This window comes from Bradyrhizobium sp. NP1, assembly GCF_030378205.1.
GTDB lineage: Bacteria > Pseudomonadota > Alphaproteobacteria > Rhizobiales > Xanthobacteraceae > Bradyrhizobium.
The window spans coordinates 5,982,105-6,000,160 of the sequence record NZ_CP127385.1 but is presented as its reverse complement, the minus strand read 5'-3'; the positions used below and the strand labels follow the sequence as shown (position 1 = coordinate 6,000,160).

The 18,056-nt window shown below is 60.9% G+C and carries 15 protein-coding genes; 9 read left to right on the top strand and 6 right to left on the bottom strand.

The features are described from left to right. Nucleotides 1-165: 165 nt before the first annotated feature. Nucleotides 166-549, bottom strand: a complete 384-nt coding sequence (locus QOU61_RS29070; protein ID WP_289654649.1) for a hypothetical protein — start codon at nt 547-549, stop codon at nt 166-168. Nucleotides 550-1,130: 581 nt separating this feature from the next. Beyond that, nucleotides 1,131-2,006, bottom strand: coding sequence for an enoyl-CoA hydratase-related protein (locus QOU61_RS29065; protein WP_289654648.1), 876 nt, complete (start codon nt 2,004-2,006; stop codon nt 1,131-1,133). Between QOU61_RS29065 and QOU61_RS29060 the strand changes: the two genes are divergently transcribed. Both QOU61_RS29060 and QOU61_RS29055 read left to right on the top strand, forming a co-directional pair. Beyond that, nucleotides 1,993-4,089, top strand: a complete 2,097-nt coding sequence (locus QOU61_RS29060; protein WP_289654647.1) for an oxidoreductase — start codon at nt 1,993-1,995, stop codon at nt 4,087-4,089. The genes QOU61_RS29065 and QOU61_RS29060 overlap by 14 nt on opposite strands. Nucleotides 4,090-4,105: 16 nt before the next feature. Beyond that, nucleotides 4,106-5,773, top strand: a complete 1,668-nt coding sequence (locus QOU61_RS29055; RefSeq protein ID WP_289654646.1) for an AMP-binding protein — start codon at nt 4,106-4,108, stop codon at nt 5,771-5,773. 9 nt (nt 5,774-5,782) lie between these two features. Here QOU61_RS29055 and QOU61_RS29050 read toward each other — a convergent pair whose 3' ends face one another. Next, on the bottom strand, nt 5,783-6,262 hold the full coding sequence (locus tag QOU61_RS29050) for a MarR family winged helix-turn-helix transcriptional regulator (protein ID WP_289654645.1): 480 nt from the start codon (nt 6,260-6,262) through the stop codon (nt 5,783-5,785). Between the two features lie 131 nt (nt 6,263-6,393). Between QOU61_RS29050 and QOU61_RS29045 the strand changes: the two genes are divergently transcribed. The 6 genes from QOU61_RS29045 to QOU61_RS29020 all read left to right on the top strand — a co-directional run bounded on the left by QOU61_RS29045 (nt 6,394) and on the right by QOU61_RS29020 (nt 12,880). After that, a complete protein-coding gene (locus QOU61_RS29045; protein WP_289654644.1) occupies nt 6,394-7,164 on the top strand; it encodes a glucose 1-dehydrogenase in 771 nt (256 codons plus the stop codon). A gap of 31 nt (nt 7,165-7,195) precedes the next feature. Further along, the gene (locus tag QOU61_RS29040; RefSeq protein WP_289661829.1) at nt 7,196-7,978 is read left to right on the top strand and encodes an enoyl-CoA hydratase-related protein; all 783 of its coding nucleotides are present in this window, start codon (nt 7,196-7,198) and stop codon (nt 7,976-7,978) included. A 2-nt stretch (nt 7,979-7,980) separates the two neighbouring features. Further along, entirely contained in the window at nt 7,981-8,811 is an 831-nt protein-coding gene (locus QOU61_RS29035; protein ID WP_289654643.1) for an enoyl-CoA hydratase/isomerase family protein, read from the top strand. 3 nt (nt 8,812-8,814) lie between these two features. After that, nucleotides 8,815-9,618 carry an SDR family NAD(P)-dependent oxidoreductase gene (locus QOU61_RS29030; protein ID WP_289654642.1) on the top strand — a complete coding sequence of 268 codons (804 nt, stop codon included), beginning with the start codon at nt 8,815-8,817 and terminating at the stop codon, nt 9,616-9,618. A gap of 13 nt (nt 9,619-9,631) precedes the next feature. Next, nucleotides 9,632-10,780, top strand: coding sequence for an acyl-CoA dehydrogenase family protein (locus tag QOU61_RS29025; protein WP_289654641.1), 1,149 nt, complete (start codon nt 9,632-9,634; stop codon nt 10,778-10,780). Nucleotides 10,781-11,155: 375 nt separating this feature from the next. Further along, nucleotides 11,156-12,880 (top strand): amidohydrolase, encoded by a 1,725-nt coding sequence (locus QOU61_RS29020; RefSeq protein ID WP_289654640.1) that lies wholly within the window; start codon nt 11,156-11,158, stop codon nt 12,878-12,880. A gap of 115 nt (nt 12,881-12,995) precedes the next feature. Here QOU61_RS29020 and QOU61_RS29015 read toward each other — a convergent pair whose 3' ends face one another. After that, nucleotides 12,996-13,937 carry a helix-turn-helix domain-containing protein gene (locus QOU61_RS29015; RefSeq protein ID WP_289654639.1) on the bottom strand — a complete coding sequence of 314 codons (942 nt, stop codon included), beginning with the start codon at nt 13,935-13,937 and terminating at the stop codon, nt 12,996-12,998. A gap of 378 nt (nt 13,938-14,315) precedes the next feature. Here QOU61_RS29015 and QOU61_RS29010 point away from each other — a divergent pair, with 378 nt between their 5' ends. Further along, complete coding sequence (locus QOU61_RS29010) at nt 14,316-16,328, top strand: primary-amine oxidase (RefSeq protein ID WP_289654638.1); 2,013 nt, start codon at nt 14,316-14,318, stop codon at nt 16,326-16,328. Nucleotides 16,329-16,420: 92 nt separating this feature from the next. Here QOU61_RS29010 and QOU61_RS29005 read toward each other — a convergent pair whose 3' ends face one another. Then, entirely contained in the window at nt 16,421-17,227 is an 807-nt protein-coding gene (locus QOU61_RS29005) for an FAD binding domain-containing protein (protein WP_289654637.1), read from the bottom strand. Further along, a complete protein-coding gene (locus QOU61_RS29000) occupies nt 17,220-17,723 on the bottom strand; it encodes a (2Fe-2S)-binding protein (protein WP_289654636.1) in 504 nt (167 codons plus the stop codon). Before QOU61_RS29000 ends, QOU61_RS29005 begins: the two co-directional genes overlap by 8 nt. Nucleotides 17,724-18,056 lie beyond the last annotated feature (333 nt).

Sequence of the window (18,056 nt, the reverse complement as noted above, 5' to 3'; positions counted from 1 at the left end):
CCCCGGAGTCCTTTGTTCAAGTTGATACGAGTCTTGATGCTAGACCATCTAGCGACGACTGTCTGGTCAGCGTTGCGAGAGTCCTCCTCGACTGGGCGAGGTGCAGACCTGTCGAGAGGCTGCGCGTCTTTGCGCAGATTTCACCCTGCGGCCAGGGTTGCCTGATTATCCGCGGAGCTCTACAGCTTTCCCGCTACCGAGCGATTCGGCACAGGCCTTTGCAACGGCCGAGTTTGGCTCAGTGCTTCCCGGCATCGTGGCCCAACCGCCTTTTTCGACGAACTTGCTCTGATCCCATGAATAAGTCGCCTTCTTCATTTCGGCGAGGTTCGCCGAGGCATCAGCGGCTTGTCGGAACTTCTCAACGCAGATGGGTGTGAGAGCTGCCACGACGGCCGTCGCAGCACGGTTGTTGGCGAGGGTCTCGGCGGCTCCGCCCGTCACCCAGCCGCCCCAGCCGAAGCCCGCGATCGCCAGAGCGATTGCGCCGCCTGCAGCGCCCCACAGTGCGGGCCGCATGGTCGCTTTTGCGTCCCTGGAGATGTCCATGATTTTCACCTTGACTTGGAGGTTTGGTAATTCGTTCACAAAGCTAGACACGTCGACCGATCGGCGTCTGTACAAAATTGCTCACTTGAGCGCTTGCGGACACTTTCGGGATGGCATGATGCGCCGGTTAGCTGCGGACGGACGCGACACCGCAGAAGGCAAGGATGTCCTCAGCGGTCCAGACTATCTCCGACCGATCGGATCAATAAAGCCGACCACCGCGTTCGCAGACGTTCACAGCGATCTTGCCGCGATCCTTCGCAACCGACAGAACGCGCGCGGTCGTTGTCCAGACGTAATCTGCTTTGCGCGGTGTGGAAGCGAACGTATTGCAAAATGCCTTGAAGTCCGCTCGTGCGCGCCGGTCCTCGATCGCGCCAACCGGCATCGCGCCAAACTTGGCCTCGATCAGCGCGAGATACTGATCGTAGGGGCGCTTGCTCTTGTCGCCAAGGCATGTGTACTCGCTCTGGTCCTTGAAGTAGTCGATAAGCGAGCTAAACGTTCTGCTCCTCTCTTCGGCTTGGCTGCGATTGCATTACCGTACGGCGCCGACCGATCAGTAAATAACAATATATTGTTCAAGTGCTATTGGTTTGAACAAAACGAGGTCTTCGTTTTTCGAGGAAGGCCGCAAGTCCTTCCGCGTGGTCCTTGGTGCGACCGAGCGCGCCCTGAGCGATACTCTCATGCTTGAGCTGGTCCGCCCAGTCGCGCTTCAGTCCTTCGCGCAAGGCGCCCTTGGTTGCAGCCATGGCCATCGCCGCGCCGGCCGCTAATTGGGCCGCTATTCGTTCGATCTCGGCAGCAAATTCATTGTTGGGCACAGCCTTCCAGATCACCCCACGCTGCGCGGCCAGGGTTGCCGAAAGCCGTTCATCAAGGAGCGTAAAGGCCATCGCGCGGGAAAGACCCATTGTTCGAGGGAATGATGCGGTACCACCGCAATCCGGCAACAGCGCGAGCTGGCCGAAAGCGGCCACAAATTGTGCATTTTCGGCCGCCACAACGATATCGCAGGCCAGAGCGAGTGCGCAACCACCACCGGCAGCCACACCGTTCACGGCCGCGACGATCGGTTTGGTGCAGGCGCCGATCACCTCCATCATCGGGTTGTAGGTGCCCTCGATGAGTCTCCCAAGGTCGTCGATCCGCTGTGCCCGTAAATCTTCTAGGTCAATACCCGCGCAAAACGCCCGGCCGGTGCCGGTGAGGATGATGGCGCGGCACGCCTGATCGCTATCCGCATTCCGCACCGCATCCGTCAGCCGCGCGGCGAGTTCGCTCGTAAACGCGTTTAACCGCGATGGGCGGTTCAACCGTATCGTTCGGACTGCCTCTCCACTGACAATGATGGGCTGATGCTCTTGATCGGTTTGCATGCCGGGCACTTTCACTTTCAGATATGTAAATATATTGACATTAATATTCGAGAAGTCAATGATGCCGTCAACCAAGAATGTGGGAGGCGGGGTGTCGCGGGTTCAGGAGCGATCGGGTTGCGTGGCAAGCGGCGAGCACAATGCGCCAACGTTTACGCATCTTCTTGCGCCCGGTGCGATCGGGACGCTGCGTCTGCGTAACCGGATGATCATGGGCTCCATGCATACGCGGCTGGAGACATGCGATCGTCCGCTGGAGCGTGAGATCGCCTTTTACGTCGAGCGGGCCGCTGGTGGTGTTGCGATGATCATTACGGGTGGCTTCGCGCCAAACCGCGAAGGCCGACTCGAGGATGATGGCCCGATGATCGCTCCAGGGGCGGATCTGGCGTACCACCGCGCTCTGATATCGAGTGTCAAGTCGCACGGCGCGACCCTCATCATGCAGCTCCTGCACGCCGGACGGTATGCGAAATCTGCCGGATGCGTGGCGCCGAGCCCGCTTCGTGCGCCGATCAATCGCTACGCGCCGCGCGAATTGCGGGCGGAGGAAGTGTGGCGGACCATCGAGGACTTCGGTTGCGCGGCAGCGCTAGCCCGCGATGCCGGCTATGACGGCGTCGAGGTGATGGGATCGGAAGGCTATCTGATCAATCAGTTTCTCGCACCGCGGACCAATCATCGATTGGACGAGTTCGGGGGGAGTTTCGACAACCGCACCCGATTTGCCGTCGAGATCGTTCGCGCGGTCCGTCGTCATGCCGGGCTGGATTTCCCACTGATCTTCCGCATATCTGCTCTCGAACTGGTCGAAGGCGGAATGACGGGCGACGAAATCGCGGCCCTCGCGCAATCGATGGAGCTCAATGGCGTCGATGCGCTCGATACAGGCATCGGCTGGCATGAGGCACGTATTCCAACGGTTGCCTACACCGTTCCGCGCGGCGGCTGGTCCGAAGCGACGCGGCGATTGAAGTCCGCCGTTTCAATTCCGGTGATCGCCACCAACCGGATCAACGACCCGTTCGTCGCCGAACGAATTCTCGAAGAGGGAAGCGCGGACTTCGTGTCCATGGCCCGGCCGTTTCTGGCCGATGCGAATTTCGCAGGCAAGGTTGCCGAGGGGCGCCATGACGCGATCAACACATGCATCGCCTGCAACCAGGCGTGCCTCGATCGGATCTTCGTTCTCGATGTGCCCTCGTGCCTCGTCAATCCGCGTGCGCTGCGCGAGCTGGATCTTCCTGTCGTTTCCGCAAAACGGATCAAACGGATTGCGGTTGTCGGCGCGGGGCCGGCGGGCCTCTCTTTCGCGACAAACGCGGCATCGCGTGGTCATCGCGTGACGTTGTTCGAGCGGGAGGCGCTGATCGGCGGCCAGCTACGTCTGGCGCGGCGAATTCCGGATAAAAGCGAGTTCGACGAGCTTTTGCGCTATTTCGCGGTCGCGCTCGCGGAGGCAGGCGTCGAGGTACGGCTCAATACCGAAGCAAGGGCCGACGACCTGCGGCAATTCGACCGCATCATTCTGGCAACCGGCGTCTCGCCGCGGGTGCCTGACATACCCGGCGTCGGGCTCTCGCATGTCGTGACTTACCAGCAGGTGCTTGCCGGAGCTATCAAGTCCGGCCGCCGGGTCGCTATCCTGGGCGCCGGCGGCATTGGCTTCGATGTCGCGGAATACTTGGTTGGGAGCCCGGGGCAGGCGCCGCGCCTTGACGCGTTCCTGCGCGAGTACGGCATCGACATCGAAAGTCGCGGGCGCGGCGGATTGCTTGGATCGGCGCGGTCGTCACAGCCGGACCACGAAGTCACCTTGATGCAGCGCACGCCGGGGAAGCTTGGGCAAGGACTCTCCATCACCATGGGATGGATCAAACGTGACCGTCTGCTGCGCGCCGGCGTCACGATGCTCGACGGCGTCACCTATCGGTCCATCGACAAGGTCGGCGTTCATGTCGAACGCAACGACCAGCCGCAGACCATTGCGGCAGACACCGTCGTGCTGTGTACCGGTCAACAATCGGAGCGGTCGCTACTCGGCGAGCTCGATGGTCTGAACGTGCCCATCAATGTTGTGGGCGGTTCCGATGTTGCGACCGAACTCGACGCCATGCGGGCGATCGATCAGGCAACGCGGCTTGCTTTGACGATCTGAGCCGACAGGGGGAAGAATGGTGCACGAGCCAAGCTATCGCGACCGGTCTGTCCGGCTCTCGACGGAACGGATCGCATCTCAGGCCGGTGCCGGCTGGGCGGACAGGATTATCCTGGATTACTTCGACGAACATCGCCGCCGCATACCGGGCAAACCCGCGATCGTGTCGCTGCTTGCGGAAACCGGTGCCACGAAGCGCGTCAGCTTCGGTGAACTTGGCGATGCGGTCGATCGTATCGCCTTGCGCCTCTTCCGGCTCGGCGTGCGACGTGGCGATGTCGTTTCCTTCCAGCTCAACAATCGATGGGAGTTCATCGCGTTATCGCTTGCCTGTGTTCGGCTCGGCGCCTTGCAAAACCCGCTGATGCCGGTGCTCCGCGAACGTGAGTTACGTTTCATGTTGGGGTTGGCCGAATCCAAGATTTTCGTCGTGCCGCGAAGCTTTCGGCAGTTCGATCATGCCGTTCTGGCTGAGAAGCTCAAGGCCGAGCTGCCTGCACTCGAACATGTCATCGTGCTCGAAGGAACGGACGGCAGTGCCTTGACGGGACCGCCGTCCGAATTCGACGCGGCGGATTTTGCGCGGTTCGTCGAGCCCTTGCGCCCGCATCCGAATGACCTGATGCAGCTGCTTTACACCTCGGGAACGACCGGAGAACCCAAGGGCGTCATGCACACGGCCAATACGATTCTCGCCAACGTGGTGGCGACGGGCGAGCGGTTTGCCGCGAGCAGGGAGGACGTGATGTTTTGTCCGTCTCCCTTGGCGCATCAGCTCGGCTTCCTCTGGGGCCTGTTGCTGCCGATGATGGTTGGCGCCACGACGGTGTTGCTGGACGTCTGGAAGCCGGACCTTGCCGCGAAGCTGCTCGCTGAGGAGAAGGCGACGATCTGCATGGGCGCGACGCCGTTCCTTGCAGATCTTACGGACTTTCACGGGACCGGCGATATGCGGCTCGGCGCCTTCCGTCTTTTTATTTCGGGCGGCGCGCCGATCCCCTCGGCACTGGTGCGGAGAGCGAGGGCAAATCTTGGCGCGACCATCGTCTCGGTATGGGGCATGACCGAGGTCTGCGCCGCGACGACCGTGCGCCTCGACGACGCGGAGGAGAAGGCGTTTGGCACCGACGGCGTCGCCGTGCCTCACATGGCTGTCCGCGTCGTCGATGGAAAGGGCTCCGAGCTCCCAAATGGTACGGAAGGTCATCTGCAAACCCGCGGCGCGAGCGTATTCGTCGGCTATCTCAAGCGGCCGCAGCTCAACGCATTTGCTACCGACGACTGGTTCGAAACCGGCGATCTCGCGCGCAGGGATCAGGATGGATACATTCGGATCACCGGGCGCTCCAAGGACGTTATCATCCGGGGCGGCGAAAACCTTCCGGTCGTCGAAATTGAGGCGGTTCTCTATAAGCACCCAGCCGTCGCGCAGGTGGCTATCGTGGCGATGCCCGATCAGCGGTTGGGAGAGCGGCCTTGCGCCTATGTGCGCCTGCGTGCCGGCACCTCGCTGACTCTGCCGGACGTCCAGGCCTTTCTCGGCGCGCAGGGCGTCTCCAAATCATTCATGCCCGAGCGGCTTGAGATCATCGAGGAGATGCCGATGACCGCGACCGGCAAGGTTCAGAAATTCGTACTGCGCGAAATGGCGAGCAGCCTCACGCATGAGATCCGCAAGGGCTGACGTGGCGGTTCAAAGCCTGGTCAGGTTTCTCTTGAGCTTGTCGACGTAATGCAGAAACGATACCCGGTCATCGAACGAAAAGCCCGCCAGCGCCTCGGTGTAGAAGGCCGCGATGCGCTGGGTGAGCTTGGGCCAGACAGCTCGCCCCGCGCTCGTCAGGACGACACGTCGCGCCCGGCCGTCGGTTGCGTCTGCAACGCGAGAGGTCAAGCCTTGCGCTTCCAGCCTGTTCAGGATGCCGGTCAGATTCTGCCGCGACACCAGGAGATATTCCGACAACTCGCCGACCGTCATCCCGGCCTTGACGTGTGGCCGCGACAACGCGCCGAGCACGGACCATTGCTGCGTCGTGATCCCGATATCGGCCGCGAAGCGGGTGCCCTGGGTGTGCATCAGATTCGCGGTTTGGAAGACCCGAAACAGCAACCTGTTGCTGATCTCGAAGTCGGCGTCTTCCGCCGGCGGCGGCGAGGATTGAGGACGGCTCATAATCGGGTTGGCCTAGAATGCTCTCTGGATAGATGAGAGGCGTTAGCTGAATCTGGAAGTTACCGAGCACAGCTGCGCGGTCTTGACAACCAGATATGTAAATATATTGTCATTTATGCGAGGGACGTGGCATGATGGGTTTGTCGGGTAAGGTCGCCGTTGTAACAGGTGGTGCGGGTGGAATCGGCGCCGCCATTTGCAGGCGGCTGACGCAGGCAGGGACGGCTGTTGCCATTGCGGATGTCGATCTTTCCGCGGCCGAAAGGTTAACGGCGGAACTGGGGCAGGCCGGCATCAGGGCGCGCGCTGTGGAGCTTGATGTCACCGCGTTGGCGAATGTTGCGGCCGCGCTCGACAAGATCGAGGCGGACCTGGGCCCGATCGATATCCTGGTCAACAATGCGGGCTGGGACAAGATCGAGGGCTTTCTCACAACAACGCCCGAGCTGTGGGAACGAATCATAGCGATCAACCTCAGAGGGCCGATCGCACTCACCCACCACGTGTTGTCGCGCATGGTCCCGCGGGCTGTCGGTGGGCGGATCATCAATATCGGATCGGACGCTGGCCGGGTCGGTTCGTCGGGAGAAGCGGTCTACTCGGCTTGCAAGGGAGGGCTCGTCGCACTTGGCAAATCGTTGGCGCGCGAATTTGCCCAGGCCGGCATCACCGTGAACACAGTCTGCCCGGGACCAACCGATACGCCGCTTCTTGCGATGCAGCTCGGCCTCGGTGACGGCGCGCGCAAGATCTCAGAAGGGCTTCGGCGTGCGATCCCGATGAAGCGGCTCGGCGTGCCGCAGGATGTCGCCGGCATCGTGGCATTTTTGGCCAGCGAGGAAGCAGCCTTCATCACCGGGCAAACCTTGAGCGTGTCCGGCGGCCTGACCATGCATGGCTGAATCCGGCGCTCTGGAAGCAAGGAAAACCGCAATGGACTACAGTGACATTCTTTATGGGGTCGAAAGTGGCGTGGCCCGAATCACGATCAATCGTGCCGACAAGCTCAACGCATTTCGTGCGCGGACAGTCGACGAAATGATCGACGCGTTCAGTACCGCAGGCTGGGACAAGTCGATCGGGGTCATCGTGCTCACGGGCGCCGGGGATCGCGCCTTTTGCGTTGGCGGCGATCTGTCGTCGCATGACGGTCACTACGACGGACGCGGCACGGTGGGTCTCGCGATCGAGACGCTGCAAACCGTCATCCGCGACGTACCCAAGCCGGTCATTGCCCGTGTCAACGGCTATGCGATCGGCGGCGGAAACGTTCTTGCCACCATCTGCGATTTGACCATCGCGGCAAAGAGCGCCCGCTTCGGCCAGGTCGGTCCCAAGGTCGGTTCAGTCGACCCTGGTTTCGGCACCGCATTGCTGGCGCGCGCAGTCGGTGAAAAGAAGGCGCGTGAGATCTGGTATCTGTGCCGGCGCTACACCGCCGAGCAGGCGCTGCAGATGGGTCTTGTGAACGCCGTCGTCGATGATGCCGATCTCGACCGCGAGGTGGCTGCCTGGTGTGCCGAGATCATGGAGAAGAGCCCGACGGCGCTTGCGCTAGCCAAGCGATCGTTCAACGCCGACTCGGAGAACATACGCGGCATTTCCATGCTTGGCATGCAGGCGCTCGCTCTGTTCTATGAAAGTGAAGAATCCAAAGAGGGCGTGAAGGCCTTTTCGACAAAGCGGCGTCCGAATTTCCGCGTGCAGGGCGACTGACAATGTCGATATGCGGATTTGACGATGCGACCGCCACGCTGACGGTCTCGCCGATTGAATTGGAGTTGGCGCCACCGATCGCGCAGATCATTCTCCAACGGTCGCCGGTGAACGCGCTCGATGCTGCCATGCTCGACCATTTCGAGGATGCGCTGGCGCAAATCGAGCGCTGCAAAGACGTCAGCGTGGTTGTCTTGCGCAGCGGCGCGCGAGAATTTTGCGCCGGTGCCGATCTTTCCACGGTCGCTGGCTTTCTTGACAAGCCGGAGGCCGGCGCGGCGCTGCGCGCCTATGCCGGAAGACTGCAGCGACTGATCGATCGCTTCGAGGCCTTGTCTGCTGTGACGGTCTGCGCCGTGGACGGGATAGCCGCGGGCGGAGGATTCGAAATTGCGCTGGCCGCCGACTTTCGCCTGGCGTCGGATCGCGCCAGCTTCTCCTTGCCGGAACTCGCCCTTGGACTAATTCCGGCGGCTGGCGGCACCCAGCGCCTCGTTCGCCTGGCCGGACTTGGAATGGCGCGCCGCATCATCCTCCGCGGTGCGACGCTCGACGCACGACAAGCGCGTCGCGGTGGGATCGTCGATGAGGTGTTTCCCGCGGATACCTTTGAGGCGAGCGTGCGCGAATTCGCGAATGAATGCGCGCGCGCCTCGGCGGCCGCCGTCAAAGCGGCAAAGGCCTGTTTGCGTCAGGCGAGCCCGCTCGCTTCATGCGGCCTTGCAACCGAACTCGACGAAATCGCCCAACTGATCGAAGGCCAGGATGCGCGACAGCGCTTGACCCGCTTTCTCGGCCGACGTCAACACCGCACGCAACAAGCAGGGACTTGACCGATGACCGAAATCTTCACGGTGAAGGCGCTCAAGCAGATGGCGATTGTCGTGACCGGCGGAACCTCAGGGATGGGGCTCGGCATCGCCAAGGCGCTTGTCGCCGACGGCGTAGCGCATCTCGTCATTGTCGGCAGAAGCACGGAGCGCGGTGCGGAAGCCGCGAAGCGTCTCGGTGACCTTGCCAGCTCGATGGAAGTCAAGTCTGACATCAGCTTTGTCGCCGCCGACCTGACGACTTGGGATGGAGCCAAAGCTTGCATCGACGCTTGCGTCACAGCCCATGGCCGCGTCGACGCTCTTGTCAATTGCGCCGGGGCGCATGGCATTCCCCGACCTTTCGATCGGACGGACGCGGCGTATATCGAGCGAGTCTTGACTGGCCTTCTGCATCCCAACATCTTTCCGACGCATGTCGCGATCCAGCACATGTCGGCGCAGAAGCACGGCGTGGTCATCTGTGTTGCGTCCGATGCCGGTAAGTTTGCGACGCCGGGAGAAGCTGTTATTGGCGCCGCTTATGGCGGGACGGTGATGTTCTGCCGCGCGCTCGCCATGGAAGCCAAGCGCTACGGCGTGCGCGTCAATGCGGTGACGCCGTCGGTGGTCAGTAACACCCTCGCGCACGACGCGGCGATGGAGGATCCTTTCGCGGCCAAAATATTTTCGGCGGCGATGAAGCGGGCCTCGCTGGGCATTGTGCAGGCGGACGAGGTCGGTCCGCTCGTGTCTTTCCTGCTCAGTCCTGCTGCGGCGAAGATTACCGGGCAGGCGATCAGCGTGAATGGCGGCATTTCAGCCGCCTGATGAGGAGATTCCGATGAATTTCGCTTTGACCGAAGAAGAACTGATGATCCGCGACAGCGCAAGACGGATGGCGGGCGAGCAGTTGGGTCCGCTCGTCGCGACCCTCGATCGCGGCGGGGGCCGCCAGGAGTTCCTCGACAATTTGCGTAGCGCTGCCCGCGCCGGCTTTGCGTCGCTTTGCATGGACGAGCGCTATGGGGGTGCAAACGCTACCACGGTCGCGATGGCCTTGGCGATCGATGAAGTCGCCTATGCCTGCCCCTCGACGGCGGTGACGCTTGCGCTGACCAACATGGTGACCTTCATCCTTCAGGCGTTCGGGACCGACGAGCAGAAGGACAGGTATCTGCGACGGTTTGCCGATGGCAGTTATGTCTCCGGCGCCTTTGCCCTGACGGAGGCAGGCGCGGGATCCGATCCGGCCAGCATGAAGACGCGCGCCGATTTGGAAGACGAGGGATTTGTCCTCAACGGCGAGAAAATCTTCTGTACATCTGCCGAATACGCCGGTCTCTTCGTGGTATGGGCAGTGACCGACCGCTCGGCACCCAAGGGCAAGGGCATATCGCTGTTTCTCGTCGAAGCGGGCACACCCGGCCTTGTCGTCGGCAAGGCCGAGAACAAGATGGGGCAGCGGGGATCCGCGACGAACACCGTCATATTCGAAAAATGCCGGATCCCACGCTCGGCGCTGATCGGCCGTCTGAACGATGGCTTTCGCATTGCGGTTGCCGAGCTTGCCTTGGGCCGCATCGGCATCGCCTCGCTCGCGCTTGGCATTGCGCGGGCCGCGCTCGACCGCACCAAGGAGCACGTCAAGCAGCGTGTTCAGTTCGGACAATCGCTCGCGAATTTCCAGGGATTGCAATGGATGATCGCGGATCGCGAGGTCGATATTGAAGCGGCCCGGCTTCTGATCCTGAACGCGGCAGCCAAACGCGATCGTGGCGAGCCGTTCGCGCGCGAGGCGTCCATGGCGAAGCTGTTCGCTTCCGAAGCCGCGCATCGCGTCACCGACACCGCAATTCAGCTCCACGGCGGGTTCGGCTATGTAGAGGATGCCGGCATCGAGAGGCTGGCGCGCGACGCGCGCGTCACCCGCATCTATGAAGGCGCATCGGAGGTGCAGCGGATGATCATCGCGCGCCATGCCTTGCAGTAGGAGCGGTCGGTTCGACATTCCTTACCATATGCGCCCGGCAGGACTCGAACCTGCAACCAGACCGTTTCGGTACGGCAAATAGCGCCGCTTGCGATCAGTTCTCCCGGCACGGAAGACAGCGCCTGCTGACGGATGCTGCCGACCAACTGTCCTATTTCTCCAAACGTAAGGCCATCCAACGAAAGGAGATAAGGACCCGAACCTTCCATTTGCCTGAAATGATCGCGAGCACCGTCTCGACGGGGCAACTGCAGTTTCGCTCACGCGCGACCAACTCCAGGCGCATCGCGCCGCACCCGCAATGTTGCTGAAATTCGATAACTACGAGCGGCAGCCCTGCCTAGTATGGAGCATCCGCAGCGCAGGGAGGAGTTCATGCAGCCGCAGAGCCGTCGCCTACCAAAAGCAGTGGCCGCACTGGCGACTTTCGTCCTTGCGGCGTTTTTCCTTCCACTGCTTGCTCAAGCCGCGACACCCGCCGATGCGGTTTATCTTGGCGGAAATATCCGCACACTGGATGCCAGTGATCGGTCGGTGCAAGCCGTGGCGGTCGTGGGTGGCAGGATCCTCGCTGTCGGTACCGACGAGGCCATCCGGCAGCACGTTGGGCCGAAAACACGGGTTGTCGATCTAAACGGCGCCACGGTGATGCCGGGTATCATCGACGCGCACGGGCACTACGTGCGCGGTGCACTTCGGGGGCTCTTTAGTTGCGTTCTCTCTCCCCAAACTCCGGTCGATGATATCGCGCCGAAAGTCAGGGAGTGCGCTCAGAAGGTGGGGCCAGGCGAATGGGTCTCGGGCGGTGGTTGGGCGAACGGCTATATCGGCACAGGCAAGATTCATCGATCCCAGCTGGATGCCGTCTCACCCGACAACCCTGTATACCTGCTGGATGATTCGGGACAGGTGGCCTACGTCAACAGCAAGGCTCTTGCGATACTGGACCTGACCAGGGAAACGGCAGCGACTCGAGAGCATGTGCTCAAGGACGCGTCGGGCGAACCGAATGGGCTTCTCACTTTGGAAGCCGCCAGCCAGGCGCTCAGCAGGATTCCGCCGTTGGCGTCAGAAAAATACGAGGCGGCCGTCCGCTGGTCCGCGCAGGAGGCCAATCGGTTCGGTATTACTACCTTCGCGGAGGCTCGCGCGGACCGTCGTACGGTTGAAGCATTTGTTGTCGTCGACCGGGCCGGACAGCTAAGCGCCAACGTTGCCACGTTCCTCATGTATGACACCGAATTCAATGAGACGCAGGCTGTCCAGGAGGAAACGGTGCGCAATCGCGCACAGTATCGGACTGCGCACGTCTACACCGATTTCGTAAAGCTCTACCTCGACGGCGTGCCAATCACCTACAGCGGTGCGCTATTGGAACCCTACGAACACGACGACAGTCACCCCGCCGATTTCCGAGGTCAGCTTCGCATGAAGCCAGAACGCATCCAGCAAGATCTTGCTGAGATGGACCGAATGGGAATTACCGTGAAGATGCATGCGACCGGCGACGCTTCGGTGCGAGCGGGTCTGGACGCTATCGAGACCGCGCGCAAGGCAAATCCCTCTGGTCAGCTGCCGCATCAGATCGCCCATGTCGGCCTTGTGGCGCCGTCCGACCTGGTTCGGTTCAAGCAGCTTCGGGCAGTTGCGGACATCGCTCCGCCGATCTGGATCCCGGGGCCTTACAGCAAGGCCGTTGTCGCGACCATCGGCCAAGCGCGCTATGAACGCTATGTACCGACTGCCGATCTTCTGCACGCAGGCGCGCTGGTAGCTTACGGCTCCGACTGGCCTGCCGTTGCCGCGTCGTTCAATCCCTGGCCCCATTTGGAGTCGCTTGTCGACCGCTCCATCGGACCGGCGCAACGCATTCCGCTCCGCGATGCAGTAGCCACCATGACGATTGGGGCTGCCACGGCATTAAGGCTGGAGCAGAAGGTGGGATCGATCGAGGTGGGCAAGTCTGCCGATATGGTGGTGCTCGATCGAGATCCCTTCCAAGTGCCGGTTTCGCAGATAGGTGGAACTCGGGTTCAGTTGACGATCTTCGAGGGGCGCGAGGTCTATCGACAGGATGGCAGCGGCGCGCAGGCCAAGTGAGCATCGCCCGTGAGTCCAATCAACGTGAGGCGCCTGCCCCAGGACACACCAGAGGTAAGGCATTCGCGTACCGACGAAGCGAAAGTTTGACCGCCCAAGGCGCACATCTTGGAAACTAGGCCGGTCGCGCTCGGCGCAGGGTCTCCGATGGAAGCTCGGAGAAATGCCGCTTGTAGTCGAGAGAGAATTGGCCGAAGTGCCAAAAGCCGTGCCGTACAGCCATGTCGTAGACACCGCTATGCCGGTCGGTGCAACGCTTCAGATCACGACGCACGCGATTCAAGCGCATCGCGCGCCAGTAGTGCATCGGGCTCGTACCGAGCACCTCATGAAAGCAGTAACCCAGCTTGCGCGGGCTGGCGCCGACGGCTTTGCATACGTCAAGAAGCGATATGTGACGATCACCGCTCGCAAGCATGAGTTCGCAGGCCAGCTCAACAGTGCGTTTGCGTGCCGCCGTACTCCGCCCGTATTCACGGAGCCGTATGGTCGGCAGCATGCTTGCCACCTCGAAGAGAAGGCTGTCTTCGAGCGTGCGGCAGACCGCCGGATCCTCAAATACGGATGGTGTCACCAAAATAGTCTCGTAGATCATGGTCAACAAATGGCGTAGTCTTGCAACCGACGCTGTGGTCGTCTCAACGACGCCCAGCTGGTGCCACAGCGTTCGAGGCAGTTCGATGTTGAGAGTCGCGGCGAGATCCTTGATCAAGGCCGCCTCCATCACGAGGCCACGAAGCTCGAAGCCTTTTGGCGTGCACATGTCGACATCGGCGTCCAGGCAACCGATGATGTTGGCCTCGGCGATTCTGACGCCGTTGCAATTTATCTCACCGGCTGACTGCCAGGGCAGACCAATGGCAAAGCTGCTGCAACCAATCCGGCCGCATTGGCGGACTTGCTGACTGGTTGTCTCGCGAAATACCTCAACCCTGGGCAAGGAGAGTTGGGTAAAGCCGCCACGAAAGGCGCCTGCGCTGAGCTGGTCATAGCTCAGGCGCCAGTGCCCAAGGCTTGCGCAATGCTCATCGACATCATTGCTGTTCGTCTGCAGCAACGCGGCTCCGCCCCTAGCGGTCGCACCCGCTCGCTGAACCGCTCCGAGTGGAGCAGGTGACTCGATTGAAACGGTTGAGGCCATATCAAACAAAATCTTGCGTGAAAGGGATCGCTGGAATCCACGACCGCGAGGGGAGCGTAGGATAAATACTATTACCGGATTTCGATAACGTCGGAAAGCGGCAGCGAGCATACTCCTCCTAGCCATCGACCTGCAGCTGGCCTGCATTGTGCGACCGCAACATGGAAATGGAGTGCCGCGAAGCAGTCCTGCCAGATGGGAAGGTACGATCCGTCATCCAGCGAGACCGTCGCCGCCGCCCAGAAAAACTCGGGTCATTCAACGTTCAACCGGACCGGATCGGAGAAGAGCGACATGTCGGATGTCACCGTGAGAGAACCTCAGCGCCGAGAGGCGAGGGGGCCGGTACCTCATCCTCTCGATCCGCTCAATACCGAAGAGATTGCGAAGGCCTGCCGGCTCGTGCATGCCGCTGCGGGATCTTCTGCCGCTTGCCGGTTCCCGGTCGTGCGCCTTGAGGAGCCAAGCAAACGGGAGCTGCGGAAACTGACGTCGGCGGCAGAGCTACCGCGACGCGTGTTCGTGCTGACGCTTGATGTGGCTAGCGGCGAGGTGATCGAACATATCGTCGATCTCGGACGCGACGCCATTGTCTCGCGCAAGATCTTGTCGAACCGGGAAGCGCCCTACGGCCAGCCGCCCGTGATGCTGGAAGAGTTCTTCCGTTGCGAGGCCATCGTCAAAGCCGATCCGGGCTGGCGCGCGGCGATGCACCGACGCGGTCTCACCAACCAGGACATCGAGCTGATCCAGGTCGATCCATTCTCGTCGGGATTTTTCAACAAGGAGTTCGAGCGCGGCGCGCGTATTGTGCGTGCGGTCAGCTATTTCCGCGAGCATCCGCAGGATAATGGCTATGCCCATCCCATTGAGGGTGTGGTGACGGTGGTTGATCTGATCGCGGGAAAGGTAATCGACCTCACTGATGAGGATCCGATCGTGCCGATCCCGCGCAAAAAGCGCAACTATGGTGCCCATGAGAACAAAAGCCCTCGCACGGACATCCGTCCCTTGCATATCGAGCAACCTGAGGGGCCGAGCTTCCGGGTCGATGGTTGGAAAGTGGAGTGGCAAAAATGGAGCTTCCGGGTAGGCTTCACGCCGCGAGAAGGTCTCGTGTTGCATCAACTCGCCTATCAAGATGGCGAACACGAGCGGTCGCTGATCCATCGCGCCAGCATCACCGAGATGGTGGTGCCCTACGCCGACCCAACCGCCAACCATTTCTGGAAGTCTGCTTTCGATGCAGGCGAATACGGTCTCGGCATGCTAGCCAATGCGTTGGAGCTCGGCTGCGATTGCCTGGGAAGCATCCATTATTTCGACGTACCCGCCGCCGACAGCAAGGGCGAGCCGTTTATCATGAAGAACGCCATTTGCATGCACGAAGAGGACCACGGAATCCTCTGGAAGCACTACGAGTTCCGCAACGGGCTGTTTGAGGTGCGTCGCTCGCGACGGCTCGTCATCAGCTTCTTTGCGACGGTTGGAAACTATGACTACGGTTTCTATTGGTATCTCTACCAGGACGGCACGATCCAACTCGAGGCCAAGCTCACGGGTATCATTCAGACGGCGGCGGTAATGCCAGGTGAACACTACAAATGGGGAGGGATGGTCGATGACAATCTTGGCGGTCCGACTCATCAGCACTTCTTCAACGTGCGCCTTCACATGGATCTCGACGGCGGAGGCAACACCGTCACCGAGCATGATTTCGTGCCGCGGCCATGGGGCCCCGACAACCCGTATGGCACCGTATTTGATATGACTACGCGAGTATTGGCGAGCGAGCGCGCCGCGGCATCTGTTGCCAGTGGCGAAACTGGGCGATTCTGGAAAATCAGCAATCCAAACGTGACGAACTCGGTCGGTGCGCCGCCGGCGTATAAGCTACTCGTCAATTCAAGCCCGCTGATGCTCGCGCAGGAAGGCAGTTTTGTGCGCCAGCGCGCCGGCTTCGCCACCAAACATGTCTGGGTTACTCTCTTTGATCCTGCCGAGAAGTATGCCAGTGGCGACTATCCGAACGTTCACGCTGGTGGCGACGGCCTACCACGTTACGTGGCGCAAGATCGTAGCATTGAGAATGCCGATATCGTCGTCTGGCACACCTTCGGTCACACTCATGTGTGCAAGCCGGAGGATTTCCCGGTGATGCCTGTCGAATATGCGGGCTTCATGCTCAAGCCGAGCGGCTTTTTCGCGGCCAACGCCGCAGGCGATATCGCGCCCGAGCGCAACGCCCGAAGCGTACTTGCCAGCGGCCTTGCCGTCGCGGGTGCTTCTTGCTGTCAGGCCTCCTGAACGCGGGAGGGGACCGTTGCGTATCTCGCTTTTAACGCCACGCTTTGCGATGCGTTACCGCTGCGGTATCCCAGCGTGGGACGCGGCGTCATCTAACCCAGCTGTGAACAGCAGTTCTCCACCGCTCGCCGCACCATCACGTTGACCAGATGGACACGGTATTCGGCATCCGCGTGAATATCCGAATTTACATCGAGTTCGGGGAGGTAGAGGCCCTCGAGCGCGTTCGAGTCAAATTGCCGCTGCAGAGCAGCTTCCGCTTCGCGCCATCGAAATGCACAGACCTTTGTGCCGGTGACCCCAACACGAACCTCGTCTCGGAACTTCGCAACAAATGCCCCGACGATGGCAAACCGCGATGCGGGCTGCTTAAATTTCTGGTAGTCCGCGGCGAGAGGTACGTTCAAGTGAATGGCCGTGATCAGCTCCGCCGGTTCAAGCGCAGTCTCGAACAGCCCCCTGAAATAGTCGTCGACTGGAATGGATCTTGTGGAAGTCTCGATAACAGCGCGTAGGGCCAGCAACGCGGACGGATAACAAGCCGCCGGGTCTGAGTTGGCGACGGATCCGCCGATCGTGCCGCGATTCCGAACCTGGCGATCACCGATATTGCTGGCAAGTTTCACGAGCGCAGGAATTGCTCGTGCAATCACCTCCGATCGGACCACATCAACATGACGGGTCATTGCACCGAGGGTCAACGAATCCGTCGTGACTTCCATTCGCCGCAGTGTTTCGAGGGTGCCCAGGTCGACCAATGCGCTCGGCTGCGCCAGGCGCAGCTTCATACTGGGGAGCAAGCTCATGCCACCTGCGACGGGTTTCGCGTCCTCATGACTGGCCAAATAGCTGCTGGCGTCTTCTATATCACGCGGTCGGACATAGTCGAAGCTATACATCCGCGGCACTCCGTGCTCGCTTCGAGTTCGTCTCCGAGGCGACCGCGAGGATAGCGCGGACGATGTTGTGATAGCCGGTGCAGCGGCAGATATTGCCATCGATCAGATGACGTACGCTCTCTTCGTCGAGATCATCATAGCGCTCAGTCAACTCGACCGAGCTCATGACGAAACCGGGAGTGCAGTACCCGCATTGTAGAGCGTGATGTTCGACAAATGCGCGTTGCACCGGATGAAGGCCGCCGTCGCTAGCCTCAAGACCCTCGATCGTGGTCACGGACTGGCCGGTTGCTTGCACCGCAAGCATTGTGCACGACTTTATTGCCTCTCCGTTGACCAGAACGGTGCAACACCCGCACTGCGAGGTGTCGCATCCAACGTGTGTGCCCGTTAGGTCGAGATGTTCGCGCAGCACCTCGACGAGAAGCGTTCGCGGGTCGATCTCGAGAGAAAAATCCTTACCGTTGACGCGAAGTTTACAGGTGTCCTTCATCATGCTTTCGCCCCGATCGTCTCATCGAGCATGAAGGCGGCTCATCCTATAGGCAAATTGGCAAAACTCATGGTTTCCATGAGGGATTCTCGTTTCTGAATTGCTCCTCCCCGGGCCTAAGTCACGCGTTCCAATCGGAGGCACAGCAAGCGACGCCTTCGCCGGCGCCGGAATTGAAATCCAGAGTGCAAGCTCGACCGAGACTGGCGGTACCTATGGCACAGCCCTCGGCGGCCGGAAACCAGATTCGAATGCCATTCGCTTCATCTGAAGGCCAGGTGACAGCTACCTGCCAACGCGTTGCTTCCGCCATCGCCCGTTTGTCATAAGGAAATC